The organism is Dyadobacter jiangsuensis, from assembly GCF_003014695.1.
In the GTDB taxonomy this organism is placed as follows: Bacteria; Bacteroidota; Bacteroidia; order Cytophagales; family Spirosomataceae; genus Dyadobacter; species Dyadobacter jiangsuensis.
In genome coordinates this window covers 128,272-153,605 of sequence record NZ_PYAS01000004.1, presented here as the reverse complement: position 1 = coordinate 153,605, position 25,334 = coordinate 128,272, and the positions used below count along the sequence as shown (strand labels likewise).

Annotated in this window: 27 protein-coding genes; 10 read left to right on the top strand and 17 right to left on the bottom strand. The window is 50.1% G+C overall.

The features are described from left to right. Positions 1-6: 6 nt before the first annotated feature. From CLV60_RS09095 to CLV60_RS09085, 3 genes are read right to left on the bottom strand one after another with little or no spacing between them, the layout of a single operon-like run. Positions 7-1,179: a glycosyltransferase gene (locus tag CLV60_RS09095; protein WP_106595078.1), complete on the bottom strand. Its 1,173-nt coding sequence runs from the start codon at positions 1,177-1,179 to the stop codon at positions 7-9. After that, positions 1,176-3,356 (bottom strand): exopolysaccharide transport family protein, encoded by a 2,181-nt coding sequence (locus CLV60_RS09090; protein ID WP_106595077.1) that lies wholly within the window; start codon positions 3,354-3,356, stop codon positions 1,176-1,178. The genes CLV60_RS09095 and CLV60_RS09090 overlap by 4 nt, the downstream gene beginning before the upstream one ends. Further along, on the bottom strand, positions 3,353-4,030 hold the full coding sequence (locus tag CLV60_RS09085) for a TolC family protein (RefSeq protein WP_106595076.1): 678 nt from the start codon (positions 4,028-4,030) through the stop codon (positions 3,353-3,355). Before CLV60_RS09085 ends, CLV60_RS09090 begins: the two co-directional genes overlap by 4 nt. A 242-nt stretch (positions 4,031-4,272) precedes the next feature. Here CLV60_RS09085 and CLV60_RS09080 point away from each other — a divergent pair, with 242 nt between their 5' ends. Continuing rightward, a complete protein-coding gene (locus tag CLV60_RS09080; RefSeq protein ID WP_229210887.1) occupies positions 4,273-4,749 on the top strand; it encodes an acyltransferase in 477 nt (158 codons plus the stop codon). A 16-nt stretch (positions 4,750-4,765) separates the two neighbouring features. Here the strand turns inward: CLV60_RS09080 and CLV60_RS09075 are convergent, their stop codons facing one another. The 4 genes from CLV60_RS09075 to CLV60_RS09060 form a co-directional block, all read right to left on the bottom strand. Then, positions 4,766-5,977, bottom strand: coding sequence for a sugar transferase (locus tag CLV60_RS09075; RefSeq protein WP_106595074.1), 1,212 nt, complete (start codon positions 5,975-5,977; stop codon positions 4,766-4,768). Positions 5,978-5,991: 14 nt separating this feature from the next. Then, the gene (locus tag CLV60_RS09070; RefSeq protein ID WP_106595073.1) at positions 5,992-6,381 is read right to left on the bottom strand and encodes a response regulator transcription factor; all 390 of its coding nucleotides are present in this window, start codon (positions 6,379-6,381) and stop codon (positions 5,992-5,994) included. A gap of 339 nt (positions 6,382-6,720) precedes the next feature. Then, on the bottom strand, positions 6,721-7,746 hold the full coding sequence (locus CLV60_RS09065; protein ID WP_106595072.1) for a hypothetical protein: 1,026 nt from the start codon (positions 7,744-7,746) through the stop codon (positions 6,721-6,723). Continuing rightward, positions 7,733-8,317, bottom strand: a complete 585-nt coding sequence (locus tag CLV60_RS09060; protein WP_106595071.1) for an RNA polymerase sigma factor — start codon at positions 8,315-8,317, stop codon at positions 7,733-7,735. The genes CLV60_RS09065 and CLV60_RS09060 overlap by 14 nt, the downstream gene beginning before the upstream one ends. A 135-nt stretch (positions 8,318-8,452) precedes the next feature. Between CLV60_RS09060 and CLV60_RS09055 the strand changes: the two genes are divergently transcribed. Then, complete coding sequence (locus CLV60_RS09055) at positions 8,453-10,315, top strand: vWA domain-containing protein (protein ID WP_106595433.1); 1,863 nt, start codon at positions 8,453-8,455, stop codon at positions 10,313-10,315. Between the two features lie 77 nt (positions 10,316-10,392). Here CLV60_RS09055 and CLV60_RS09050 read toward each other — a convergent pair whose 3' ends face one another. The 3 genes from CLV60_RS09050 to CLV60_RS09040 all read right to left on the bottom strand — a co-directional run bounded on the left by CLV60_RS09050 (position 10,393) and on the right by CLV60_RS09040 (position 12,023). After that, positions 10,393-10,977, bottom strand: a complete 585-nt coding sequence (locus CLV60_RS09050; RefSeq protein ID WP_106595070.1) for a DUF4202 domain-containing protein — start codon at positions 10,975-10,977, stop codon at positions 10,393-10,395. A gap of 22 nt (positions 10,978-10,999) precedes the next feature. Continuing rightward, positions 11,000-11,419, bottom strand: coding sequence for a hypothetical protein (locus CLV60_RS09045; RefSeq protein ID WP_229210886.1), 420 nt, complete (start codon positions 11,417-11,419; stop codon positions 11,000-11,002). A gap of 226 nt (positions 11,420-11,645) precedes the next feature. Then, the gene (locus tag CLV60_RS09040) at positions 11,646-12,023 is read right to left on the bottom strand and encodes a response regulator (RefSeq protein ID WP_106595068.1); all 378 of its coding nucleotides are present in this window, start codon (positions 12,021-12,023) and stop codon (positions 11,646-11,648) included. A 517-nt stretch (positions 12,024-12,540) separates the two neighbouring features. Here CLV60_RS09040 and CLV60_RS34850 point away from each other — a divergent pair. Beyond that, positions 12,541-12,666 (top strand): hypothetical protein, encoded by a 126-nt coding sequence (locus CLV60_RS34850; RefSeq protein WP_262510546.1) that lies wholly within the window; start codon positions 12,541-12,543, stop codon positions 12,664-12,666. A gap of 4 nt (positions 12,667-12,670) precedes the next feature. Here the strand turns inward: CLV60_RS34850 and CLV60_RS09030 are convergent, their stop codons facing one another. Together CLV60_RS09030 and CLV60_RS09025 are read right to left on the bottom strand one after the other, a co-directional pair. Then, positions 12,671-13,057 (bottom strand): DUF3037 domain-containing protein, encoded by a 387-nt coding sequence (locus tag CLV60_RS09030; protein ID WP_106595067.1) that lies wholly within the window; start codon positions 13,055-13,057, stop codon positions 12,671-12,673. Continuing rightward, entirely contained in the window at positions 13,047-13,832 is a 786-nt protein-coding gene (locus tag CLV60_RS09025; RefSeq protein ID WP_106595066.1) for a HipA family kinase, read from the bottom strand. Before CLV60_RS09025 ends, CLV60_RS09030 begins: the two co-directional genes overlap by 11 nt. A 196-nt stretch (positions 13,833-14,028) precedes the next feature. Between CLV60_RS09025 and CLV60_RS09020 the strand changes: the two genes are divergently transcribed. From CLV60_RS09020 to CLV60_RS09010, 3 genes are read left to right on the top strand one after another with little or no spacing between them, the layout of a single operon-like run. Continuing rightward, a complete protein-coding gene (locus CLV60_RS09020; protein WP_106595065.1) occupies positions 14,029-15,447 on the top strand; it encodes an immunoglobulin domain-containing protein in 1,419 nt (472 codons plus the stop codon). A 53-nt stretch (positions 15,448-15,500) separates the two neighbouring features. Beyond that, entirely contained in the window at positions 15,501-16,178 is a 678-nt protein-coding gene (locus CLV60_RS09015; RefSeq protein WP_146151543.1) for a hypothetical protein, read from the top strand. A gap of 34 nt (positions 16,179-16,212) precedes the next feature. Further along, positions 16,213-17,304: an Ig-like domain-containing protein gene (locus CLV60_RS09010; RefSeq protein ID WP_106595063.1), complete on the top strand. Its 1,092-nt coding sequence runs from the start codon at positions 16,213-16,215 to the stop codon at positions 17,302-17,304. A 32-nt stretch (positions 17,305-17,336) separates the two neighbouring features. Here the strand turns inward: CLV60_RS09010 and CLV60_RS09005 are convergent, their stop codons facing one another. Further along, positions 17,337-18,602 (bottom strand): hypothetical protein, encoded by a 1,266-nt coding sequence (locus CLV60_RS09005; protein WP_106595062.1) that lies wholly within the window; start codon positions 18,600-18,602, stop codon positions 17,337-17,339. Between the two features lie 138 nt (positions 18,603-18,740). On the opposite strand from CLV60_RS09005, the gene CLV60_RS09000 reads away from it, so the two are divergent. Beyond that, positions 18,741-19,757: a right-handed parallel beta-helix repeat-containing protein gene (locus tag CLV60_RS09000; protein ID WP_106595061.1), complete on the top strand. Its 1,017-nt coding sequence runs from the start codon at positions 18,741-18,743 to the stop codon at positions 19,755-19,757. A 30-nt stretch (positions 19,758-19,787) separates the two neighbouring features. After that, positions 19,788-20,921, top strand: coding sequence for a 3-keto-alpha-glucoside-1,2-lyase-like domain-containing protein (locus CLV60_RS08995; protein WP_106595060.1), 1,134 nt, complete (start codon positions 19,788-19,790; stop codon positions 20,919-20,921). Between the two features lie 102 nt (positions 20,922-21,023). On the opposite strand, the gene CLV60_RS08990 is transcribed toward CLV60_RS08995, so the two are convergent. Continuing rightward, positions 21,024-22,025: a quinone oxidoreductase family protein gene (locus tag CLV60_RS08990; RefSeq protein ID WP_106595059.1), complete on the bottom strand. Its 1,002-nt coding sequence runs from the start codon at positions 22,023-22,025 to the stop codon at positions 21,024-21,026. A gap of 99 nt (positions 22,026-22,124) precedes the next feature. Between CLV60_RS08990 and CLV60_RS08985 the strand changes: the two genes are divergently transcribed. Further along, positions 22,125-22,991 carry an AraC family transcriptional regulator gene (locus CLV60_RS08985; RefSeq protein WP_106595058.1) on the top strand — a complete coding sequence of 289 codons (867 nt, stop codon included), beginning with the start codon at positions 22,125-22,127 and terminating at the stop codon, positions 22,989-22,991. Positions 22,992-23,055: 64 nt separating this feature from the next. After that, positions 23,056-23,394 carry a hypothetical protein gene (locus CLV60_RS08980; protein ID WP_106595057.1) on the top strand — a complete coding sequence of 113 codons (339 nt, stop codon included), beginning with the start codon at positions 23,056-23,058 and terminating at the stop codon, positions 23,392-23,394. 17 nt (positions 23,395-23,411) lie between these two features. Here CLV60_RS08980 and CLV60_RS08975 read toward each other — a convergent pair whose 3' ends face one another. Genes CLV60_RS08975 through CLV60_RS08965 form a run of 3 tightly spaced genes read right to left on the bottom strand, consistent with a single transcriptional unit; the run spans position 23,412 to position 25,253 of the window. Continuing rightward, on the bottom strand, positions 23,412-23,765 hold the full coding sequence (locus CLV60_RS08975; RefSeq protein ID WP_106595056.1) for a nuclear transport factor 2 family protein: 354 nt from the start codon (positions 23,763-23,765) through the stop codon (positions 23,412-23,414). A gap of 60 nt (positions 23,766-23,825) precedes the next feature. Next, entirely contained in the window at positions 23,826-24,449 is a 624-nt protein-coding gene (locus CLV60_RS08970; RefSeq protein ID WP_146151542.1) for a hypothetical protein, read from the bottom strand. Positions 24,450-24,473: 24 nt separating this feature from the next. After that, complete coding sequence (locus CLV60_RS08965) at positions 24,474-25,253, bottom strand: HEAT repeat domain-containing protein (protein ID WP_106595054.1); 780 nt, start codon at positions 25,251-25,253, stop codon at positions 24,474-24,476. Positions 25,254-25,334: the final 81 nt, after the last annotated feature.

Here is a 25,334-nt window from a genome sequence, read left to right as displayed (position 1 = left end):
CGATCGTTAAGGCCGAGTCTTATCCTCCTGACGTGTAGCCACCGAAATCTTGTTCGCGCGGCGCGCATTCACCAGCGCCGTCAATTGGTAGAACATGAATTTCGGGATATTCACAAGCGATTGGTAGATCTTCGGATCGGTAGGCGAGCTTTTCAGCGAAATGTAAAAACCGAGCACGAAAACGACCAGTCCGATCAGCCATACCAGCGACAACACCGGCGCGATCAGCAGATTGAGCAGTATAAAAAACACCGAAAGCAACAGGAAAATAAACAAAGGCGGCCGCAGCAACACCAACCCGAAAAGTACCTGGTTGAGGCTGAAACGGGTAATACCTTTGAAAAGAATCTTAAACCCGTACGAAAAATACTTGAACCAGGTATTGATCCAGCGAGCACGTTGCTTGACCAACTGGTCGGAGCCAGTCGTTTTTTCATCATAAACAATGGCTTTCTCAGCGAATGCGATGCGGTAGCCGCGGCTCACAATGCCCTCTTGAAGGACCTTGTCGAAACCGGCGCCGGTTACGTCCAGATGGCCAAGTACCTTTTCGTACAATGCGGTCGTAAATGCCATTCCCGACCCTGCCAGTGTAGCCGAAGAGCCCGCCCCGAACAGTACTTTCCCATCGTAAAAATGATAGTAAATATCACGCGCTGCGTCCAGGCAGGCATAGGTAGTATCCAGGTTCTTGGCCTCTCTCACGCCCTGCACAGCCTCATAGCCCTGGTTGAAATAGACATTCAACTCATTCAGATATTCAGGATCGGTGAGGTTGTCGCTATCGATGATCGTCAGATGAGTATGCGGACGGATAAACCGGCGGATCGCATAGAAATGCGAGCGGGTATTGCTGCCCAAAACCTGCTCCGGACGAAGCAATGCCACCTTATCTGCCGGAAAATGCAGATTGCTGATGTCGCATTTATCGGCCACCACGTAAATATGATACCGGTCGTAATTCAGTTGCAGCAGCGAGCCCACCACGGCCGGTAGTTGAGCCGTGTACTCGTACGCCGTCACGATAATGCCGTAATCGGGAAGTGTACCGCCGACGACCGGCTTGCGTGCTATTACAGCCCTTCTCAGGCCATAAATCATCAGCAGAAACACCGGGAATACGAGGTTATACCCGATCCCCGCCTGAATCGCCAGCCCTATCCATTCCAGGATTTTCATGCTTCTACCGGTTTAGCCACTTTTCCGGCTTGCTCGGGAATGCTTTCGGTATTGGTAAGCACCCAGCCCGCAAATTTCCCGTTCAAGCCATCGAGGTACTGTATTTTGGATTGATCTTCCGAGCCAATGGAGCGTCCTGCGGCAAAAACGGAAACAACCAGATCCGAGAACGACACCCATTCCTTTGCCCGGTTCATCGCTCGCAATGAGTCGGTTTCAATCAGGATAATATCGAAACGTGTTTTCAATGCCTGCAAACGCTCACCGATCACCTTCTCATCGGCCAGTTCGAGCACGGAAATATCACCGGTTTTGGCACCCAAAATGGTGATTTGCCCCGGCGTTGCTTCCGGCAGGTTATTGGATTTGACAAAATTTTCAAACGGGGTGCTATCCGGGTTCAACTTGGAGATGTCCGGCTGGGCGAAGTTGCCGTCAATAATCAGTACGGTCTTGTTGATTTTCGAAAATGCCCACGCCAATGCGATCACAAACGGGGTTTTGCCTACTCCGTAACCAAGGCTCGTAACGGCGATGATCTTCGGGTCACCCATTTCGTTATCGAGCTCGTAGCGGATGGATCGCACCAGATTCTTGTACAGCCGTACTGCTTTGTCGTCCGACGCATTCATGCCTGAAAGGCTCAGGTTCGAGTCTTTGTCAAGCACATTCAGGTAGCCGAGCACCGGCTTGCCGGTTTCGTTGGCGAGTTGCAGCGGGTACCGGATCGATTTGTCCAGATAGAAAAGTATAAAGAACACAAACACGCAGAATGTGAAGCTTATCACCCCCGAAAGGATCACGAGCACCATTTTCTTCGAGGCCTGCACCTCACCCGGCATCGCGCGCTCGATCAGGCGCAGGTATACGGGGAAGCTGAATTCAAGACTGGCCTCATTGTAGCGCTGCAATGCTTCGATGTATTCCTTGCTTGCAATATCGATGGATGTCTCATACTCCTGGATCTTGGCTTCATTCGGCACCAGGCCGTCGAACTTGCGATTCAGGCGGTCGAGCTCGCCCTGGATCGAAGCTACGCTGTTTTTGGCCAGTTCGAGCGATATTTCCATGCTCAGCTTCTGGGTTACCAGATCCTGCTTTACCACCATCGGATTGTAGGCATATTTATCGGTGGCCTCATTGATCTCCTCCGAAAGCCGGCTCCGCAGCGAATCCAGACTGAACTTCATCCGGTTATCGAAATTGCTCAGAATGTAGCGTTCGTTCAGCGCTTTCAGGTTGCTTTTGGTAGCGATGATTTTCTGGTTGATATCCGTCAATGCGCTTTCAAAATACTTCCGCTCGGTCGGGTTGAAGCGCCTGTCGATATTGCCGATAGCGGCGGTGTAGGCGATAATGTCCTTCTGTGCGATCTGACGGCGGGTTTCAAAATCGGCCATTTGCCCGTAAATACTCTTTGCCTGCTCGTTCAGGTTCAGTACCCGGTTTTGTATTTTGAAGTTTTTCAACGTATTCATCCGGTCATTCAGTGCCTGCAACTTTTGCTGCATGAAATTGGCCAGAAAGTCGATCGTCTTTTTGTTGTTCCCCACCACACGGGAAGAGTTATCCGAGATAAACTCCTGCGCCAGCGTATTGATCACGTAAGCAGACAGGTCCGGATGCTCCGCTTCGAAATCGATATCGATGTAGTCGCCTACTCCCGTGCGGTAAATGATCAGCTTGTCGCGCAGCGAATTTGCGCCATAGCCCATTTCGGTGATAATGTCGTTCAGCTTCTTCTCCTCAGGTTTCCACAAAAACAGCTCTTCGCGCTTCTGGTACTTCTGAGTAATGAGCGCGATCGCCTTCGCTTTGTCGGCCTTGCTCATTTCTTCCAGCTCCCGCACCGGCTCACGCCAGGTGGAATCCTTCAAGCCTTTCAAATCATTCAGGATCAACCGGTATGAAACCTGATCGAGCGTTCTTTTCAACCGCATAACCTGGATCAGGCTTTCGAACTTCCGCGCGATCTGCTGGTCCTGCTCGTCCCTGGCGCGGGTTACCACCTGATCGGTCTTGTCAACCAACCCGGTCGCGATGCGCGCATGCGACTCGTAGGTATCCGGCAGACGCCGGACGAGAAAATAGCAGACAATAACGGTGATCAGCGGGACCAGGATAAGAGTGATCTTATTCCTCTGCAGTAACCTTAGAAACTGTACAACCTCCGTCATTTGATATCTTCTAATTTTTGTCCTAACAATTCTTCCAGACTGCTTTTGGCAATCAAAACTTCGCTTTCGGTATTGAGCAGGTTCTGCGCGTGATCGGTTTGCATTACCAGTACCTGATTATATTTTTCCAGCGTCTCCTGCCCCATTTCAAAGCGCTTCTTCACACTTTCGAGCATACTTTCGACATCAAGCGCCGCATTCGAGCGCACCCGGTACACCGCCTTTTTCTGGATATAAGTGAAATATCGCTTTTTGACCTCCGCTTCCATATTCAGGTCAAACGACTGCTTATCGTATTCGGCCGAGGCAAGTTCGCTCTTTGCCTGCTTGACCATGGCCGGCTTTTGCAGGATAGCCCCGATGTTCACAAAAAAACCGAATTGGTAAGTAAATGGAAATGAAGCCGACACAGGCGTCGCACGGTCGTTTTTGGGAACGTACAAATAGGAGAAGTTAAAAATGTCGAAATACGAAAGTTTCGCCTTTTTGACGCCCGTCTCCGCGGCATTGATATGCGCCTGGTACATCTTGATTTTAGGATAATTAGCCTTGCAGACTGCTATCAACTTATCCAGGTACGCGTAGTCCACGTCTTTACTCAAAGATTCCTGAGCACGGGCGCTTTGGAACGTCAAAAAAAGCAGTAGCCCAAAAGCGGCATGTTTTATCGGCATATAAGGACAAAATATTTATTTAAAATCAGTTTCGCTTGACTTTGCGGCAATACAAAATACTTTTGGTAAAAATATTACTACATCTTACTAATCTAGGCAAAATGTCGTTATCTGCCCAAATCCGGAATAGTCCGGGGCTAAAAAAAATTGTCCACTGGATGCTGATTCCAACCAATCAGGCTCGTCCTAGGCTTTGGGTCCGGGTATTTCTGAACCGTTTCTTTCATAAAAGGGGCAAAAATGTGATCATCCGAAGGTGGGTACGGATGGACGTGCTGCCTTTCAATCCCTTTTCGATCGGCGACAATTCGATGATCGAGGATTTCAGTACAATCAACAATGGCGTGGGGGCTGTAAGTATTGGTGCCAACTCGCTTGTCGGCCTGGGAAATGTCATTATAGGCCCTGTTACGATCGGCAACGATGTAATCCTTGCCCAGCATATCGTCGCAAGCGGACTGAACCACAACTATCAGGACATCCAGCAACCGATTCACAAACAAGGCGTCAGTGTGGCACCTATCGTCATTGAGGACGAATGCTGGATCGGGGCCAATGCCGTTGTCACAGCCGGTGTTACCATCGGCCGGCATTCGGTAATCGCTGCCGGGGCCGTCGTTACCAAGGATGTGCCTCCCTATTCGGTTGCTGTGGGTAATCCCGCGCGTGTCATCAAAAAATACGATCCCGAATACAAAGACTGGGTGAAAGCGTCCTGACATACGTTTTGCCCCGTCACACATTCTCCGACTGCAACAGTGCGGGGAATGTTTTCAGGATGATTTCCATATCCATTTTAAACGAAAATTCCCGGGCATAGGTAATGTCGAGCTGCGTACGCTCCTCCTCGGTCATGTCCGACTTGCCCTTGCCGCGTTTGGTCACCTGCCACAAGCCCGTAAGGCCGGCAGGCCCCGCAAAACGCAGGATTTTATCGTCGGTGGTCATTTTTTCTGCTTCGTACAAAGGCAGGGGACGGTTCCCCACCAGCGACATATCGCCTTTGAGAATATTGATCAACTGCGGAAGCTCGTCAATACTCGAATTTCTCAGGAAGCTTCCCAGGCGTGTAATGCGCGGGTCGTTTTGGAATTTCATGAATGCCGCCTTCTGGTCTTTCTGGAATTGGTAAAGCTTTTCGCAAATCTCCTTGCCGTCGTGGAACAATAGACTTTTGCATTGATTTCCTGCCAGGCAGTCGTCACAAAGCCCCTGCGTTTCGATCTGAGCAGCGGGTTCGGCTTTGGAATACATATTCAATGCCGCCATTTTACGGATCAGCTGGTCGGCGTCCGTCCGCATGGTTCTGAATTTATACAGATCAAAAATCTTGTAGCCGCTCCCCACCCTTTTGGATTTATAGAAGACCGGCCCCTTTGAGTCCAGCTTAATCAGGATCGCCACGATAATGAATACCGGCAGCAGGAGAATAACGGCCGTGCCGGTCGTAGCGACATCAATAGCCCGTTTCCAAAGCGGTGTTTTATGACCCTGCGAGCCGATTTTCTGGGATGCCTTGTTGGCGACGTACCACTGCCGCTTTTTGAAGTACTTGATGCGGGTGATAAGGTCTCCGTCGTCGAAATTGACGGAAAAGACATCGTCGGCGTGCCTGGCTCGCGCCAAATCGATCGCCTGGCGGGAAAGCCTGTCGACCAGCAACACAAATGGGATATTACCGAAGCCGGTACTGTTGCGGATCGTATCGAGCAATTCTACACCGCCGCTTCCATCGTGTGCAACGATTACGTCCGCAGGGTAGTTTTCCTTTAATGCTCCCAGTGCACCGGCGGGGGTGTCGAAATACTCCACCTGAAGATATTCGGAGAAGCGCTCGGTAAAGCGGAGGTATTCCTGAAAATTATGATGGACATAAATAACCCTGAACTGGGCAACGTAGGTTTTGCCTGCCGTTACCGTTTCTGTCGTTGTGCCGGCCAGTTCCATGATATCGTCGTCTTTTAAGAGAAGCGTTTACTGCGCCGCAACACGGCGTTGATCTTTGCGTGCACCTCCATCGGGTTGAACGGCTTGACCATAAAATCGTCGGCACCGAGGTTCAGACATTGTATGCGCTCGCTGCTTTCGTCGGAACCTGAAAGTATGATAATGGGGATCTCTGAATACAGATTACTCGCCTTAGCCACTTTCAGGAACTCTTTTCCGCTCAGGTTGGGCATATGAAGGTCGGCAATGATGAGATCGGCCTGATTGCCTTCTTCAAGCCACAGCATTCCTTCGGAGCCGTCGCTTTTGATCACCACATCGAAATCCTTCTTGAGAAAATGTTCCAGTATCTTAGTGATGCTGGGTTCGTCGTCTATAATCAACAGATTCTTTCTATTGTCCATAGGTTGAGTATAAGTGGGCAAATATTCGGTACATCACTGTGCAAATAGCAGTAATTATTTCGTAGAATTAGTCATAATACTTGCCATAACAAAATTTAAACCAGAAAATTGTATCACCCGCCAGCGCATTAAACAAGACCACGTCAGGAAATGCATACCAAGCCGCTATCAGGAGAAATTACAAGTTCAGATTTATTAAAAAATCAAGAGATGAGTAGTTAAGAGCTTGTAGTAAAATTAAATACTGCAGCGTAGATCGCAAAAAATAAATGTCCAACTTTGGAAATTTTTTAAAATTACTTCTACAAGTAACCAGATAACCATCTGATTTGGACAGAATTATTGAGCCTGCCGAAATTGAAGGTGGATTTCGACCCGGGATGTTACTGGAATCCCTTTCGAACGGGCGGGCGCCCAGGCAGGGCCGCTGCTGATAATGCGGATTGCTTCTTTGTAAAGCTCTTCGGGTCCGTTGGTGACAAAACCGGACAATGCACCTGTGGAACTGACGAAAAATGTCACCACTACTGCACCTGTGGTGCGCGATGAATCGGTATTTTCACCCAGGTATGCGCGGTAGCTTGTCCAGCCCATTGCAGGAGCAGCTGCCAGCGTATCAACAGGAACAGTTACAGTGTAAGCCTTAGTCGTAGCGGATACTGGTTTCGAAGCAACCAGATATTGCGTATCGGGTTGCTCCCGCTGCATCTTGGCGCGGTCCGCCATAGACTTGGCGACAGCTTGCGCAGCTCCCGATGTCGCCAAAGTTTGAGCTGGCTGCGGTGTCGCCTGAACTTCCTCCGTTTTGACAGGGAAAGAATCTTCCAATGCAATATCCTCTACCTCCTCCGGAATTTCCGCATCGGCAAGGCCGGAAGGCGCCGATGCTGTTTTGGGCGTTGGTATTGCCTTGGAACCAGGAATTTTCTGAGACTGACTCGCCGAAACTGACGCAGCCTCGGCCGGAGCATCCGTAGCAACGCCAGCTGGCAATGACTTTACTTGCTCTCGTTTCGCTGCAACCGGAAGTTTTTGCACTTCTACCGACTGGTCATCCAAAAACACAAACCAGTAGCTGAATATCGCAAGCAGCACCGACGCTGCCGAAGCGTAAGCCCATAATGGCAACGCGTTCCGGCGGGCGAGTGTCCCACGCGCACGTAAACGCTCTCGCAAATCCGAGCGGACGTCCGAAATGCTGCTGTGTTGCTCGCGCCACGCCAGAAAACCTTCATAAGCGTCTGCTACCAACGGCTCGACCAGCATCCTTCCTTCCAGCACGCGCTGCTCGGCCGAAGGCATTTCGCCGCTGTAATAGCGCTCGAAGTCTTCAAAATCCGGGATATGGTCGTTAGTAACTGCCATTGCTTTCCATGCAGATTTTCAGGTTCCGCTTTCCATTCTGGATATAACTTTTCACTTTACCTATTTCGAAGCCAGTCTCCCCGGCGATGTCGCGGTAGCATTTGTTTTGCAGGTAAAACAGTTCAATGCTAACCCGCTGTTCATTTACCAGCTTTTGAAGGCAGCCATCTAATGCATCCAACTGCCCATCCAGCGTAAATACTTCGTCGTTGCTGACAGCTTCCAATTCCTGTATCTGGTCTTCCTCGGAGCCCTGCCCTATTGCAACCCGCGATACCCTCAGTTTCATCAGACAATGATTCCGTGCGACGCTATGCAGCCAGCTTTTAAAATTCGAGACGTCGTGTTGCCTTAAATCGGGGACCATTTTCTCAAAGATTTGCATGACAGCATCCTTACATTCTTCTTCTTCCCTCAAGTATTTGAAACATATCCCAAAAACCATATCCATATAAGGCTCGTATAATGCTCCCAGCAGCGCAACGTCACCGTTACGCCGGTACTCCGCAAGCCGCTCGGCCTCCGGCACCGGTTCGTTGACCTTACCCTGAAAGAATTTCAAAAATTTCACGTGTGCCCGGGAGTCTTTTCCGCATTGTGGCTATTGGATGCGGTTAACTCAAAATTCCATAAAAAAAATTTAAAAACTTTTATGGAATTACCTGTCGGCGGGCATCCAGCGGATAAATATCAAAATCCGAAAACCATGAAAACACGCGTAATCATTCTGTTAGCCATTTTTTTGAGCGCATTCGCATTACTACCCGACCGCGTTATCAAGGGCACCGTGACCGACGGCTCACATACGCCCATAGCGGGCGTGAATGTCTCCATCCAGGGCGGCGGCTCCGGCACTGTCACCGACCGCGCCGGCCGTTTCGCAATCCGGGTACCCAACCTGGCGAGGGCATTGGTGTTCAAAAAGACAGGCTATAAATCTTTGACAATGCCGGTCACCTCGGATTCGGTTTTGAATGTTGCTCTAACCCAGGCGACACTTAAAACAGAAGAACTTGCAGATCAGATTCTGGATCACTCCAAGCAACCGGGGCAAGCAGAAAAATCGCTGGCATTTAACCGGGTTGCCGCTGCGCCTGCTACATTTTCAGGCGCTGTAATGCAAATGCAGGTTCCCACCGAAAGCTACAAGCCTATCAATGAGAACGGCTTTCTGTCGGTCGGGCAACAGCCTGTGACCACATTCTCCGTCGACGTCGACCGCGCCGCATACAGCAACGTCCGGCGCTTTTTGAATAGTGGTCAAATGCCTCCGGAAGACGCGGTCAGGATTGAAGAAATGATCAATTACTTTGATTACAACTATCCTCAGCCCGCCGGCGAACACCCTTTGGCTATCACGACAGAAACCACCGATTCGCCCTGGAATCCTGGGTTGAAGCTCGTACACATCGGACTACAGGCCAAAACCGTTTCCACCGAAAATCTGCCTGCCTCTAACCTGGTATTCCTCATCGACGTATCCGGCTCAATGAGCGATCCGAACAAGCTTCCACTTCTTAAACAGGCCTTCAAACTGCTCGTCGACCAGCTGCGTGCGGAGGATAAAATCTCGCTTGTAGCTTATGCCGGTTCTGCGGGATTGGTATTACCCCCGACCGCCGGAAGCGAAAAGAAGGTGATTAAAGACGCGCTCGACAAGCTGGAAGCCGGCGGGTCCACAGCAGGAGGCGAAGGCATCGAACTGGCTTATGGGCTTGCCAAAAAGCATTTTCTTCCGAAAGGCAACAACCGCGTAATCCTCGCTACCGACGGTGATTTCAACGTGGGCATTTCCAACGAATCCGAGTTACAGAAACTCATCGAAGAAAAACGTAAAGCGGGCATTTTCCTCAGCGTAATGGGCTTCGGAATGGGCAATTACAAAGACAGCCACGTAGAAACCCTGGCCGACAAGGGCAACGGCAACTATGCTTACATCGATAACATTCAGGAGGCACGGAAAGAGTTCGTACAGGAATTTGGCGGTACATTATTTACGATCGCCAAGGATGTCAAGATCCAGATCGAGTTCAATCCTGCGCATGTACAGGCATATCGCCTGATCGGCTACGAAAACCGCGCGTTGCGCAATGATGAGTTCAACGACGATCAAAAAGACGCCGGAGATATGGGCTCGGGCCACACTGTTACGGCCATTTATGAAATTGTACCCAAAGGCGTTCAAACTTCCTACATCGGCACCACCGAGGCATTGAAATACCAGCAAAATCATGTTCGAGCAACCGGCGACAGCGATGAAATGATGACGGTCAAAGTCCGGTACAAAAAGCCCGACAGCGAGAAAAGCATTCTTTTCGACCTACCCGTCAAAGCCGCAACCCTTGCCTTCGAAAAATGTTCTGAAAATCTGCGTTTTGCCAGCGCCGTAGCGGAGTTCGGTTTACTTCTTCGTGGTTCCGAATACAAGGGGAAAGCGACATATGCGGATGTGATCCAACGCGCGCGCGCCGCATTTGGGAAAGACGAGGAAGGTTATCGTTCTGAATTTGTGCAGTTAGTAAAAACTGCGCAGAGCCTGGACGGCTCGCAGGAAACAGCCCGGAAGTGAGGATAACCAAAGCGAAAAAGCCGGGCAGGGTTTCCACCTGGCTTTTTCGCTTACATTCATGACATATTCAATTGGTATCAATCTTCCTTGAGCGCCTTCAATATCAAATCCCTTCCGACCTCGCTATACTGCAACGACAATGCTGCTTCATGTCCCGGGTCGGTCATTTTGCCCCAGGTTTTGCGAAGGATATCAATCATCTTTTCCTCGGTCATTTTGGCGATGAGGTCATCGTACTGATATTGGAGAAAAACGAGGCAAAGGGCGTTTTCCATGGTTTGCACATCGGTGTCGCTTTTTAGGCGCTGTTTAAGAACGATCTGTTTAACGCGGCTGATGGTCTCCTCGTCGTAACCGACGCTTGCAAGAATTTCAGTAGCGATTCCCGCGTGATACTTGGAGAGGTCGCTCCGCCATTTGAGGTAACCGACGCGGCCATCCGGATAGCTTTTGCGCGCAATCTCCCAGCGCCCGATATGCTGGCATCGTGAAGCCAGAAGCAGGCTTTCATCTGCCTCCGGGGCCAGTTTCGTGACCCATTCGTAGAGTTTCAGGGCATAGAAATACTCTACCGGATATTCTACATTTTCCCACACGACGCGCTCGGGAGAGCGTTTATTGTAGTCATCAAAAAGTTCAAAAGCTTTATCGAGCTTGGTCATGGTGATTTAGTATAGGTAAATGTTATTGTGCTGCCTTGAACTTCAGGGCAATGGTAGTCATCCGCGGATAATCGTAAGCGGTACTTTGTGTTTTCATTACAAACGAGCCTTTTCGCACATCATCGGGCCGCACCTTCCATTCTCCTTTACCGCTTCCTTCCGGTGCACCAACAGTAATATCGCTATCGTTGACCTGCCACTTAAGTAAAAAAGGTGTGGACTCCCCCTTGAAAACGCCTGAAAACACACCGCCCTTTTTGACCTGGACGGTTTCCATGTACCGCTGAAAATCGATACCACCGAACTGCTGAGTCATTTTGCCGTCCTTGAAAGTAACCGCGTCGTTAACCAGAATCTCCTCTATCTTCCATTCCGGCACGGCGGTGAGGATTTCCGCAGCCTCCTGAGGTGTGCCCGCAGGTCGGCCACAAGATATCGTCAAAGCTGCTGTGAAAGCAAGGAGTATGAATACGAAAAATCTCCGGAAAGGCATTGTGGTCTCTGATTGGTGGCTAAGCGCAAATATAGCCACAACCGCGCCGGACTTTCGATTTAAATCGTGGGAATTTTATCGGCTCTTGTGGTTGTAAAATTCTGCGGGAATGCAGACCAGCCGTTTGACGATTGGAGGTAAAATGCCAAGTGGAATTGGCGGAGATGGGAAGCAACTATGATTTGAGAAGCTCTCTAAGCAACGGTATTTCAAGGGGTTTAGAGAGGAGCTGGATAATGTAGGGATTGGCTTCGGCTTGCTCAATATCGGAAACATCTACGGTAGACGAAATCATAAACAGGCGAATCCGCTTTCGGACCGCCTTGGGTAACATGCCATACTGTTCGGTGAATTCGAAGCCGTTGAGACCTGGCATTTGAAGGTCTAGTAGAATCACCGTATCAGGCATGTCTGCGTCCTGGGTACGGAGATGGTCTATCGCTTGCTGCGCTGAGCCAAAAGTCCTTACCGTTTCGGTCAAGCCACTTTTCAATAGCAGCTTTTCCTGGGTAAACTGATCGAAAACACTGTCGTCTACGATTATAAATTCCATTTTCTATCAAGAGAAGGGTACAGAATATCACACTACAACCCACGGCAACTGAATTCTGCCTATCTCTACTACTATAATTTTTGTAGAAATAGTTGCCACAAATAAGCTACAAAGGTTTTAAATCTAACTGAAAAATCGGCAAATATGACTCAATACTTTCGTCGGGCCACAATTTTAGTACAAATTTGGTCACTTGTGGCGGGTAGTGCGCTCAATTATTGTATGGCCATCGTTGAGTGGTGGGAACAGCCCGGAAGTGGGCTACTGGATGTAAAAGTTACAGAATAGTTTCTTTACTCCCAAGACAAAGTCCCGATTTCGAGTCAACGCTCCCTTGTCGTCTTACTTTCCGGTATCATCTCCGCTGATTGATCGATTCACCCTCATTGCTTGATGGCGAGTCACTTCGAAGTACACCGGAACGTCCCACTCCCCACAAGCAAAAAAATTCCGAACGCACAAACCGGCGTCCGGAATATATAATAACACACACTCGTTACACGGTCCTCCATTTCTCGTGAACCCGAAGTATATCAAACAGATAACGCACAACAACCAGTTTCTGCTGCTGTCGGACGGCTCGCGAATTGAGATTTCACGCCGTAAAAAAGAACTGGTACAACAATACCTGAAACTGAAATGAAAGCCTACTTCACCTGCTGCACAAAGAGCCGGTTCAACGTTTCTTGTGGATTCTCACAAAAACCCGGATGGACTTTGGATGTTTGCAAAACCGTGCTGCGGGTGGCAGTAAGCCACCGGAACCGCGATGCTGCGGGCAGTGCAGCAATAGGGCTACCGCATTGCCGGTTACCCTCGCAGATTTGCCTGAATGCATGGAGGTAATCCTCCACCTCGGCTAAATCCGTCGCCCGCGCAAAAGCACTCAAACGATCTACGTCAATTTCTGAAATGCACGAAAGAAAACCTCGCGAAGGGCAATACAATACGACACCCACGTTCAGGAATTCTTCCCGCTCTACACGCGGCACAATGCGCAAAACCGCATATTCGTATAAAAATCTATCTGGCATCCCGAGCTCCTTTCACAAAGATTTCAGATGCTGACAGGCGGGCCTGCAAATAAGAAATGTAGGCCTGCCGGTGTTCTTCGGCTGACTCAAATGGCGAATCCCTCAACAGCCAATCGTCAGGAATAAGAGATACCACAGCCGGGATAATGCCGCCGGCCAACCGTTCGCTGAATTCAGCATTCACCTCTTCCAGCATGGACGCGCTCCGCAGCAGCACATGATCCTTTATTTGTGCAAACGGCCTTTGCGCCTGCTCCCCCCAGTTTTGCCAGGAATGGTGAAAATAAAGCGCCGCGCCATGATCGATCAGCCAGAGCTCCTTATGCCACATCAGCATGTTGGTATTGCGGGCGGTACGATCGACGTTGGTCAGAAAACTGTCGAGCCAGACGATTTCGGACGCCAGCCGCGGCTCCACCTTCGTCACAACCGGGTCAAATGTAATGGCGCCGGACAAGTAATGCATCGCAAGATTGAGGCCGGTGCTCGCTTTGAGCAAGTCCTGTATTTCTTCGTCGGGCTCAGTCCTTCCGAAACCTTCGTCGAGGTTGGCGAACACGATTTCGGGCACTCTGAGTCCGAGGAAACGGGCAAGCTCGCCTCCTATCAGCTCAGAAATCAATGCTTTGGTACCCTGCCCGGCCCCTCTGAATTTTAATACATAAAGAAAGTCGTCATCGGCCTCCGCAATGGCGGGTAGCGAACCACCCTCCCGGAGCGGGGTCAGGTAGCGAAGCACATTCACGGTTCGCAGGCTGAAAAAATCGTTGTTCACTGGGAGCAGTTAAGTCTGTTGAAAGCGCCGAAGTTAGTCATTTTGATCCCTTTTTTCGCAGAATCAAATATCTGGCACCATCTAAAAGATATTTGTTGTGATTCAACGCTTTCATTTTGTAGAAATAATTTGGATATATCAACCTCGATTATATATTTGTAGAACTAGTTGTAAAATTTAAAACCTTCCCCGTAATTTGATAAAATTCTACCTGAAACTACTGCTGGCCCTGGCCTGCATGGGAGGATTTGTGCCATTTTGTATTGCTCAACCCTCCAATGCCGTATATCCCGACAAGCAAACCAATGGAGGCACTGCCGCAGGAGGCGGCCTCACTGGCAGCTTCTCGGTGGCCAATCCCGACAATGCCAGAAACACGACCGGGAATATCAAACCTAACAATAATTACGCACTGCTCACGGCCACGAGTACGGTGGGTACTTCCTCGGCATGGATTCAGCTCGAATTCCCCGCGGAAGTCACCGCCAGTACAGGAGCTCCTGTGACCGTGTATGTTCGTACCAACAACAATACCAGCGCATTGCTCGGCGGAGGTGTTGAACTTACTGCACATGACAAAAATGGTGTGCAGGTAACCGTTCAATCTGCCGATTACAAAACCTATTACACGCCCGACGGCTCGGTATTTCTAGCCATTACGCCTACTGCTACATTTAAGTACATCCGGACCAAGCTATCATCGCCTGTCGCATTAGGAACAAACACCTTGCAGGTTTATTATGCGTTCTACGGGCCGGGAGCCACCAATACATCTAATCCCTACCCCTTCAACGTCGCCGACTGCGGTAGCCCCAATGTCTCCACCAAAGACTATTCCGGCCTCACCCTGGGGAGCTTCGATGTTCAAAACGCCGGAAATGCCATTGATAATGACGTAAGTTCCAAGTCCTCTTTTGTGTCCACTGGCCTGGCCCTGCTCAGCGGACATATTAAACAGACATTCTTTTTCAATGGCGTATCCAACAATGCCGATGCCGTGCGTGTTATCCTGTCTCAAAGCGGGTCGTTCCTGGCTGTGAACCTGGCTTCGGGCATTACGCTGCAAGCTTACAATGGCAGCACGCCGGTGGGAACTTCTACGCTGGTCAACGCGCTGTTGGATGCCGACTTGTTGGGACTTTTGGGCGGAAATAACAACCAGGTAGCGTTCTATTTCGCGCCCAAGAACGCAGGAGGTACCTCTGTAATATTTGACAGGTTAGAGCTCGATCTCAACATCGGCGCACTCGGCGTCGGGCTTGGCAGCAATGGCCTTAACATTCATGACGTACGACGTTCTCCGGACGTTCCAACAGCAACTGCTCCTGCAACTTGCAGTAATATCGGTACGGCGGCATTGTCGGCCCTTGCGCCTCAGCTGGGCATTTCCGGAATCGGCAGCTTTTCGTACACCTGGTATACGACCGCGCACGGTACCGGCTCTGTTTCAGCAGTACAAAACTGGACAGCCACTGGCCTGAACACGCCCGGCACAACGTCCTATTATGTGGACATTACCAAGTCGGGTTCAGGCTGCATTGCCTCGCCCCGCAAGAAAGTGGATATCGTCGTGTCGAGCCCTCCGGTTTCGCCGGGCGTGGCGCTCAATCCCTGATCACTCTGAATTCAAACCATCCTTTATAACTGTTCATTTTTATCATTACGATCATGAAAAAACTGTTTACCACTCTCCTTGCAGTTATGTTCTTCTCTTGCCTGGCGCAAGTTTCCAAAGCCGGTACTTACTATGTAGTGAACGGACAATCGTTCTCGCTATCGCCTGCGGCCGGCTCCAGTTTCTACCAGTATCTCTGGACGCTCGATCCGGGCGCCGGTCAGGTTATCGAAACGCTCAACCAGGCAAGTGGCGGAGTGCTCACCCACACTTTCTCGGATGCCGTCACGTCACCCAGCATTCATAAAATCACGCTGGGAGTTATAGAAGTGCTTGATGGCTGTTTATCCAATGTTGTGGAACACACCATTATTGTACTCCCTACCCTGACAGTGAGTATTACGGCTGATAAAGAGAATTTCTGTACCGATAAAACGGTCGCAGCCTCCCTTTCGGCGACAGTTTCGGCTACAACCGGCCTTGACACCTACGGCGTAACCATTTCCCCATTTGCTTGGAGCAAAGGCGGATCCGTAATCAGCGGACAAACTGGCTCATCCCTGAATGTGACAGAAGCCGGCATATACAGCGCCCTGGTCAGCTACGTGCTCCCTACCACAGGTGATTTTATTCCGACGGCATCCAAACTGACCGGTTCCGTGATCGGTGGAACGAAAGAAATCCTGCATAACCTGCCGGTACCAACTGTTCCTGCCATTACGCTTAACTGATTTGGTTGACCTAAAAAAACAAACAGCGGCAGTCATGCGCTACTCCTTTTTCATATGGATGCTTCTCGTATCCGGCTGGGCCAGCGCGCAAAGCCAGGTAAGGGAGGTATTCATGTGCAAGGACGCCACACTGCGAATCAGGGCCGAGTCTACCGGCGCGGTGCGCTACGAATGGTTTCTGGACAATCAGGTAATTACAGGGACATCCGCAGCCGAGCTGCTCGTGAAAAACGAAGGCACCTACAAAGCAGTTGGCGTCAATGCCGACGGCTGCGAATCCGGGGAGTCGGTTTACATCGTGGTCAAGCATCACAATCCCTCGGCAGTTGATGATATTGCGTTGGGGAAAGTAAATACACCGTTAGTAATCGATGTGCTGAAAAACGATCTTTCAGAATGTGCGGCATTCAATCCGACCTCACTGGCAGTCGTTCAGAGCCCGGCGTCCGGGACGGTGACGAGCGCCAATGGGCTGGTAACGTATACCCCTGATCGTGATTTCAAAGGTCAGGTGACGATCGGCTATACTGTGAGTGATCAGGCAGGGCAGCTTTCGAACATTGCGCAAGTCAAAGTCGATATTGTTTCCGATCCATTGCCCGTAACACTGGCATACTTCGAGGTGGAGAAAAAAGAGGCTATGGCACTAGTTGAATGGCAAAGCACCGAAGAAATCCACACCGCCCATTTCGACGTTCAGCGGAGCACCGATGCCCGTGAATGGCGCATGATCGGGAAGATGGACGCAGCAGGTGAAAGCAACACCGGGCGGAATTACACTTTCACCGACAGTATCCCTGAACCCGGATTGAACTACTACCGGCTGAAAATGGTCGATACCGACAGCAGCTTTGCATTCAGCGGCATCCGTTCGGTGAGCTTCCCCGATTTTTCGTGGGCGGAGGTTTACCCTAACCCGGTCGACGATCTGTTACGCATTGTCGTTCGAAACCGCAAAGTGAGCAATATCAGGATGATCAGTCATTCGGGAATTGTAATGCTTTCCCGGCCCGTCACCTCTCCCGCTTTGACCATTAGTATGCGGCATTACCCAATCGGCATGTATTACATCCATTTCGAACAGGCCGACGGAGCGGTCAAGATATTCAAGTTGATGCATAATTAAATCAGGCCCTGGCTAATGCCGGGGCTTTGATTTTACAATGCTTCAAAAACCGGTTTACCGCCGGATTGCAGCGCAACATTCCTCACTGAGCCGGTGCCGCGGAAGCCAAACGCCAGGCCCAGAACTTTGATTGGGCGGTTCGGAACTGCAAATTCAAAAGCCTGTTTACCATTGATCGAATAGCGCATCTTCCCGCCCGAAGATGCGCACGATACACGCACCCAATCCGAAAAATCAACTCCCAACGCCGACAGGTCCGCCTTTTTGCCCGATACGTAATCGTCCACGCTCATCAGATAGAGATCTGAAACACACCCTTTTGCCGACAATGGAATCACAATGGGCGCATCATCGGTAAGCAGGGAAATATAGGTCAACTGACAGGCTGCCGCTCCCTCGTTGTATTGATTTTTAATTTCGGTTGAAAATGAAAAATCACTGAGCGCTACCGGATCGAAATTGCCGACATTGAAATACTTGATTAAGGGCGGCTCGGGTTGCAATGCGATGTTCTTCTGCTCAATGACTTCGGTGCTTGTCCTGATGCCGTCCGCATGCAGGAACTCCTCACTTTTCAAATAAACCGGCATTTTCGGTCGATCAATCAGCCCAGACCAGCCGTCGGTTCCAACGAGCAGCTTATGCTCCTGCACAATCTGATCTCCGATCACCAACTTAGCTTTATAGCTACCTGGCTCATAATACACCGAGGTATGCTTGTGAAGGTTTTTATCGACAAGTACTCGCCTCCTATCATCCCAGGATTGCTGGATGAATACCGAATCCGTCGGAGATGCCGATGCATCGTAAGTGAATATGACGGAATTGGGAATACCGCGTGTTACCGAGCGACTTTCAAAAGTGTAAGCGCGCTTTTCCAACTGCGGTTCTCCCTTATCAAATGCAAGCATACTGGCCAGAATAACCACCACAACAGCTGAGGCGATCCACGCCAGCCTCTTCCACCATCTGCCATTTTGCGAGATCGCCGCAAGGGGAAGCACCTCGTCCGGCTCACTATTAACCGTCCTGTTTTCTTTTACGAATGTGCGCCAGTCGCCCGCACCTGCAAATCGCGCGAGCGTGTTCAGCGTAGTGCCGCTCGGCAAGTGGTTATACTCTGTCCTGCCCCATATGCGTCGCAGCGTGCTCGTGCTGAGCGACACGCCGGTTTCGTTCAGGATCAGCTCGCTTAGGCTCTCGAAATCGACCGTCTGCCAGCCGCCTGCCGGGCCCCAGCCCAGCTTATCTTCAATGACCGTCTTGCAACGCTGCAATTCATTTATTTCAGAAACCATTGTGAATGAGCGTGATAAAACTTGACAAAACTTGAACAGAACTTGAAACCGCTGTTACCGGCGCCCGCATTATGTTTGAACCGACAAAGCAACAGCCGGCCGGCCGTGCAATCCGAATGCCCAACAAATATTTAAAAGATGCGCAAATTAAGCTATTTATTGTCCATTATATTATTGCTCGCTGTGCGCTCACTGCAAGCACAGACGGTGCACGTCAATGCGGCCATGGGCAGCGATGCAGCCGATGGTAAAGTCGCAACGCCGGTTGCGACGTTGCAGCGGGCCGTTGAACTAGCCAAGGCGTTCAAGCCTGGTGAAGGCGTTACCATTAAAGTAGCGCCGGGGCTCTACACCCTTCGCGACCAGGTCGTGATCGACAAGCAGAACACCGAGGAGGCATGGCTGACGATCGAAGCATCATCCATGCCCGATGATGCAGATTGGAAGCCCGCACAAATGCCGGTCATTCAATCGATATCTGCGAACAATAATAAAACCCAATTCCAGCACTGTGTCGGGTTCCTGGTAGCAGCCGATCACGTGCGTGTCCGCGGATTGAAATTTATCGGCAACGGCAACCCGGAAGTGCAGTACTATTATCCGGTGAGCCGCAAAGATTCCACACTAACCGGACTGGACGTTTCACAATGCTACTTCATCGGTGAGCGTAACTCCGCGCCTATTCAGGGAAGCATCTGGGCGCACGGCGCGGGTATTCACATCGACCATTGCATTTTTTATGGTACCAAGAATGCGCTACTCCTTTTTATGGCTATCAGAGATTTTTCCCTTAAAAACTCGATCATAGTTGGCGCTTATGAGTCGGCCGTGTGGTTTGGTGCTTTCCACGAGCCATTTGTATTCGAAAACAACATTGTTGCCGACTCGGAATATCTGTGGCTCCGCGCGAAAAAAACCTACCCGAAATATCAATTCAAAAACTGCCTTTTCTCCCGAATGCTGCATGAGATGGGTTACTATGGTCCAAATGGTGCAATACCGGCAGACCGTAATGCACATTCAGAAGAACAGGTTTCTCGCGCGGGCAAACTGCTGCTCAGCGAAGTCGAAACCAAAGGTTTACCCCTCGATTACCTTAATCCCCTACCCAATTCTGCCGGAAAAGAGCTGAACGCCGGTATTTTCAAAAAGTAAGATCATTCTAACACGTTTGCATTATTAGCCATGAAAAATTTAATTCTAGTTGTACTCTGCTCCGTTGTTTTCACCGCATTTGGCCAGAAAAAAGCTAAAAACGTCCCAAAGGATCAGGACATATGGGTAGCCCTTACTGCCGAAAACTGGGACGCGCCCGGCTCCAATGCCGAATTCACGACCCACGATGGTCGTCCGGCATTAAAAGTGCTCCCGAAACAGGGTCAGGTCATTCTGAAAAACACTACGTTTTCCAACGGCACCGTCGAATTCGACTACATTCCGACCGACCAGCGTTTTGCTTCCTTCTATTTCAGGTACAAGGACAGCAAGGAAAATGAGCTATTCTATTTCCGCACGCACCGCGCCGGCGACAGCACCGGTATCGAAGCCGTCCAGTACGCACCAGCCATCGACGGTGTGAACCTCTGGGACTTGCTGCCACAATACCAGGGGAAGGCCAATTTCCAGAACAAAACCTGGAATCATGTTAAACTGATTGCGTCAGGATATCAATTGCGGGTCTTTGTGAACGATATGCAGCGGCCCACAATGGAAGTCCCGAGGATGGAAGGCAATGTAATGGAAGGAACCCTCGCATTTGAAGGAGAAGGTATTGTTTCAAACCTGGTGATTAAACCTGGCCAGACAGAAGGACTTCCCGCATACGAGGGTACAGACCCGGTCGCGCATGACCCGCGCTACCTTCGGAAATGGCAGATCACTGAGCCCGCAGCCCTTTCCAAAAACGTAGATTTTAGCATGGACTCCGCCCCGAAAGCCGAAACAATGTGGGAAACGATCTGGGCGGAAAGAAGGGGAATGGTGAACCTTACGCGTAAATTCGGGATGAGCAAGGAGCGCCGGGTTGTATGGATGAAGGTCAATATCACTTCCAAAACCGACCAGAAGAAAAAGATTGCGATGGGTTTCAGTGACGATGTCTGGGTGTTCCTGAACGGCCGCTACCTGTATGTCGACAAAAACACTTTTGGCGCTCCCATTATGAAAGAACCGGCAGGCAGATGTTCCATTGAAAACGCTTCATTTGTCATCCCCTTCAAGGCAGGAAAAAACGAGCTAACCGTAGCGCTGGCCAACGACTTTTACGGCTGGGCACTAATAGCACGCCTTGAAGACATGGATGGACTTACGGTTGAATGAGTAAGGGAGGAAAGGGAGGATGGAAGAAAGGGACAAGGAATTTTAACAAACCGTTTCTCCTTCCTCCCTTTCCTCCTTTCCTCCCCTTACTCCCTTTTCCCCCTATTGATTTGTCAGCACAATTTTGCCAAACTGCTTGCCTTGATGCATATAATCGAAGGCCTGCTGCGCGTCCGACAATGAGGGATAGACTTTGTCGACAATGGGTTTGATCTGATGTTCTGCCGTAAATGCGAGCATGTCCCGGAACTCCTGCAACGTTCCCATCGTTGTTCCCAGGATCGACAGGTTTCTCCAATACACTTTATTGGGGATAATGTTGCCAATCGGGCCGTCTGTACCACCGAAAAATACGATTCTACCGCCCGGTTTCGCGGTCTCGATCAAGTTACCGAACCCTTTACCCGAAGCACTGTCCAGCACCACATCGAATCCGCCTGTTGCCTCTTTCGCTTTCAGGAACCAGTTTTCCTCTTTGTAGTTAAAGCCATCGATTGCACCGAGCGATTTGGCTTTTTCGATCTTGTCCTGCGAGCCGGACGTGACGTACACTTTGGCACCTGCCGCGATCGCATATTGCAGGGCCAGCAACGCGGTACCCGCGCCAATGCCTGTAATCAATATCTGCTCTCCGGGTTTTAGCGCCGCCCGGGTAAACAAGGCACGGTAGGTGGTAATGCCCGCCAGTGGCAACGCTGCTGCTTCCGTATCGGTAAGGTGCGTGGGTTTCTCATGAATATATTTGGCATTCACGGCAATGTATTCGGCAAATGTGCCAGGCTCGGGATTGCCCAGAATTTTGAACTGGTCGCCAAATGCAGCCGGATTGTCGCCCCAATCGTGACTTGGGTTGATGACTACCATCTTCCCGATCCAAGCCGGGTCGACGTTCGCGCCGGTTTCAACTACCGTACCCAAGCCGTCCGATCCCAGGATAAGTCCTGCTTTCGGGCCTGCATATTGCCCTCTCTGAATCCAGACGTCTCGGTGGTTTAGCGCAGAATAGGCCAATTTAACAAGCACCTGATTCTCGCCAGGCGCAGGCGTTTCCACTTCTTTGATAATGAGCGGGGCATTTGTATCGGTCAAAAATGTTGCTTTCATGAACTATAATGATTTTGCGTTTGACAATGCAAATTTGTACCGACTTTTCATTATTTTTACGGTATAATCTTTCTAAAATACAGTACACTTCTTGCACCCATGAAAGAAAACCTGCACGAGCCTTTCGAAATAATCTACAAGGAGCTCGACGAATGCCCCAAACCGACGCACCAGCACAACTTCTTTGAGCTGATCTACATTCTGGAAGGTACCGGGGTACAGGAGATCAACCAGCATACATTCCGGTACAATGCCGGCCACATGTTTCTGCTCACCCCCGAAGACACCCATTCCTTCGACATCGAGACGACCACCAGATTTGTTTTCATCCGCTTCAATGATGTGTATATCAAACGGAACACTTCGCTGGTGAGCGCCTCACAAAGGGAAGACCTGCTGCCAAGGCTTGAATTTATCTTGCAGAATGCCAGCCATCAGCCCGGATGCATTCTCAAAAATCAGACGGACAAGCGCATAGTCAAGCCACTTGTGGAGGCGATCATACGCGAGTACGTCAACCGCGACATGTACAATCAGGAGCTCATCAGGCAGTATGTCAATACGATGATCATCCTTGTAGCCCGTAACATCGCCATGTACCTGCCTGAAAAGATCACCGAATGCAGCGAAGACAAGGCCATTGACATCCTTCAATACATCCAGGCCAATATTTATTATCCTGAAAAGATCAAGGCCGCCCGCATCAGCAATCACTTCGGGATATCGGAATCTTACCTGGGGAGGTATTTCAAGAAACACACCAATGAAACGATGCAAGAATACATCGTCAATTCAAGGCTAAAACTGGTTGAAACCAGATTGTTGCACAGCGACATGCGCATGAACGAAATCGCGTCCGAGCTTTCATTCACCGACGAAAGCCACCTCAACCGTTTTTTCAAAAAAAGCAAAGGGATGAGCTTGGGGGAATACCGCCGCAAACACCGGGCGGTAACAAGTGTATAGATTTCGGGATAGTTCTGGAACAGTATTTGAACAAGATTCAAATCATCAACTAAAAACCATACCTATGAAACCACTTAAAGCAATCCTACTTGCCATGTCATTGACCATTCCGGCCTGCGCATTAGCGCAATCCGGAGACGCCTCGACACGATCATCAAGACAGGAGCAGAAATACCAACGTAAGACGAAAAGGCATCAGGTCAAAACAGTCGATTCCTCGGATCTTAATGCCATTTTAAAGGATTCGTCCAATGCGGAAAGCGGCCCGATACTCAATGATAATGGTACGATTAACTCGTCCGGCAGCGTTGACGGCAATCGCAGCAGTACCGGCCGACCTGGCACCGACACTACCACCTCCTACACAGTTAAACGGAAAAGAACTATTATCAAAACGCCATAGCCTCCCCCAATTACTTACTACAAAACCGGTCTTGGATCGAAAATCACCCGAATATGGGTGATCTTCCCATCGCGTACTTCATACCAGCCCGAAGTGAGCACATTCTTCCCGCCCATATCAATTTCATAAAGTACCGAAACCGAATCCTCATCATAGAGCAGCTTCTCCACATGATAACGCAGCTTCATTTTCGCCATCTGTCTCACGTATTCGTCCCTGCCTTCCACACTTCCCAGCACGCCCTCGAACCGAACATTTTCGTCCATTAGCTCCCCGGCCCCTTCAAAGTCACTTTCATTTAAAGCTTTAAGAAAAGCGGATACTGTCACCGCACTTTCCGCGATGCTCCATTGCCTGTTTACTTGCTCCATGGTTACATCTGTTGTTCGATGCAACGCCAGCGAAAATGATGCCAGGAAAATTTATCGGTTTTACCCGAGTCGCTTCAAAACCTTCTCCACCCTTTTCCGCTTCGATTCTTTTTCAAAATCACCCAGGCGGCTGATGAGCGTCTTCACGAATGTAGCCTTATGTGCTCCTTCTAACACCGGCAATGCATTCTCGGCATACATCGGGAGCTGGTTGGACGGACAACTAAGCATTTGTTCATTGAGCAACGGAAGCGTTTGATCGGCGTAGGCGGGAATGCCGCTGAGTTTGATGAGAATGGCGACGAAATTGTCGCGGGTGATGACCGAGCCTTTGTCGGCAACTGCGGCAAGTTTGGGCACAGCGGCGAACGCAGCTTCCGGATTTTCAAGCACAATAGTATTAAGGGCGGTCATAGCACCCCATTGCATCCGGTTGTCCTTGCTGTCGAGCAGTGCGGCAAACTGCGTGGCATGGGCTGCGATTAGCGAGGGCTGCCTTTCGCCTATTTCATAAAGAACCTTCATGCAGTCGTGGCGAACGTCCTTACTTTTATGGTCGAGGTTTTCGATCAGCTCGGCAACCGCATTACCATCCGCATTTGCGGCAATTTCAATGGCCAACTCCTGATTAGGCACTTCATTGCGACGGCCCATCGAGCTCGCCAATCTGGACATTACAGTCATAGGCTTGTGAATTTAATATGCCATTCAACCACTTTTCCGCTTACGGTCGGGAAAATGCGCATCGATCAGTGCGATTGCTTCCGCCTGCGTAAGCGCTGTGAAATTACGATAACGGTGGTGTACATCAATAATTTCTTCGAGAGCGGCATCCACCAGCAGACGATTCTCCCATCCTTTCAAATTCGCAAGCACGGTCGGCAGGCAACCTTTTTTATAGGCGATCTGCCCGATCACATGCACGAGTGTGTCGCGTACGCGCGCTGTGCGGTCATGTTGGAGCTCAGCCAGAAGCGGTAAAATATCTTCGGGATATTTGCGTCCGCGCAGTTCGATACCGTGACAAATTTCCCTTCGGATTTCCTTGTCTTCGTGGTGCAGATATTCCCTCGCCCACGCGAGCACGGGCGCGGGGTTTATCTCACCCATTTTTTTAATCGAGCCGATCACCGCATTCCTCGGCGAATGGTGCGGATCTTTCAGTCCTTCGTCGAAATAGGATCGAACTCCTTCGAAATCCCATTTACCAATTTCGCCGGCCGCATTGATCACCGTCTGCCTGACTTTGAAATCCGGATCGGACATAAATTTGAAAAGCATCGCAAGAATCGCCGGGCGCAGGTTGACGTCCTCCGAATACAACCGTCCGGTTACAAGATAGGCCGATTTCCGTATATAGGTATCGTCATCTGAGTAAAATAAATGTGCTTTTTGAAGATTATGGCTTAACAGTCCGTCCCTGATGTCGCCCTTGATCGCGAGTACACGCTCGGCTCTTTCGGACTTCGATAAATCATAAAATGCCACGGGAACAGAAGAAATTGGTCAAAAAAATCCCCGGCGAAAGCGGGCCTGCCGGGGGATGCTGTATAAACAAACGTTGAGTAA

Excerpts from the sequence above, each read along its gene's own strand:
- CLV60_RS09030 (WP_106595067.1), bottom strand. The coding sequence starts at position 13,057 with ATGCCAGATAGATTTTTATACGAATATGCGGTTTTGCGCATTGTGCCG.
- CLV60_RS08995 (WP_106595060.1), top strand. The coding sequence starts at position 19,788 with ATGAAAAATTTAATTCTAGTTGTACTCTGCTCCGTTGTTTTCACCGCA.
- CLV60_RS09015 (WP_146151543.1), top strand. The coding sequence starts at position 15,501 with ATGAAAAAACTGTTTACCACTCTCCTTGCAGTTATGTTCTTCTCTTGC.
- CLV60_RS09055 (WP_106595433.1), top strand. The coding sequence starts at position 8,453 with ATGAAAACACGCGTAATCATTCTGTTAGCCATTTTTTTGAGCGCATTC.
- CLV60_RS09095 (WP_106595078.1), bottom strand. The coding sequence starts at position 1,179 with ATGAAAATCCTGGAATGGATAGGGCTGGCGATTCAGGCGGGGATCGGG.
- CLV60_RS09005 (WP_106595062.1), bottom strand. The coding sequence starts at position 18,602 with ATGGTTTCTGAAATAAATGAATTGCAGCGTTGCAAGACGGTCATTGAA.
- CLV60_RS09070 (WP_106595073.1), bottom strand. The coding sequence starts at position 6,381 with ATGGACAATAGAAAGAATCTGTTGATTATAGACGACGAACCCAGCATC.
- CLV60_RS09040 (WP_106595068.1), bottom strand. The coding sequence starts at position 12,023 with ATGGAATTTATAATCGTAGACGACAGTGTTTTCGATCAGTTTACCCAG.
- CLV60_RS09010 (WP_106595063.1), top strand. The coding sequence starts at position 16,213 with ATGCGCTACTCCTTTTTCATATGGATGCTTCTCGTATCCGGCTGGGCC.
- CLV60_RS09090 (WP_106595077.1), bottom strand. The coding sequence starts at position 3,356 with ATGACGGAGGTTGTACAGTTTCTAAGGTTACTGCAGAGGAATAAGATC.
- CLV60_RS08990 (WP_106595059.1), bottom strand. The coding sequence starts at position 22,025 with ATGAAAGCAACATTTTTGACCGATACAAATGCCCCGCTCATTATCAAA.
- CLV60_RS08970 (WP_146151542.1), bottom strand. The coding sequence starts at position 24,449 with ATGACTGTAATGTCCAGATTGGCGAGCTCGATGGGCCGTCGCAATGAA.
- CLV60_RS09085 (WP_106595076.1), bottom strand. The coding sequence starts at position 4,030 with ATGCCGATAAAACATGCCGCTTTTGGGCTACTGCTTTTTTTGACGTTC.
- CLV60_RS09065 (WP_106595072.1), bottom strand. The coding sequence starts at position 7,746 with ATGGCAGTTACTAACGACCATATCCCGGATTTTGAAGACTTCGAGCGC.
- CLV60_RS09075 (WP_106595074.1), bottom strand. The coding sequence starts at position 5,977 with ATGGAACTGGCCGGCACAACGACAGAAACGGTAACGGCAGGCAAAACC.
- CLV60_RS08975 (WP_106595056.1), bottom strand. The coding sequence starts at position 23,765 with ATGGAGCAAGTAAACAGGCAATGGAGCATCGCGGAAAGTGCGGTGACA.
- CLV60_RS08985 (WP_106595058.1), top strand. The coding sequence starts at position 22,125 with ATGAAAGAAAACCTGCACGAGCCTTTCGAAATAATCTACAAGGAGCTC.
- CLV60_RS08980 (WP_106595057.1), top strand. The coding sequence starts at position 23,056 with ATGAAACCACTTAAAGCAATCCTACTTGCCATGTCATTGACCATTCCG.
- CLV60_RS09000 (WP_106595061.1), top strand. The coding sequence starts at position 18,741 with ATGCGCAAATTAAGCTATTTATTGTCCATTATATTATTGCTCGCTGTG.
- CLV60_RS09050 (WP_106595070.1), bottom strand. The coding sequence starts at position 10,977 with ATGACCAAGCTCGATAAAGCTTTTGAACTTTTTGATGACTACAATAAA.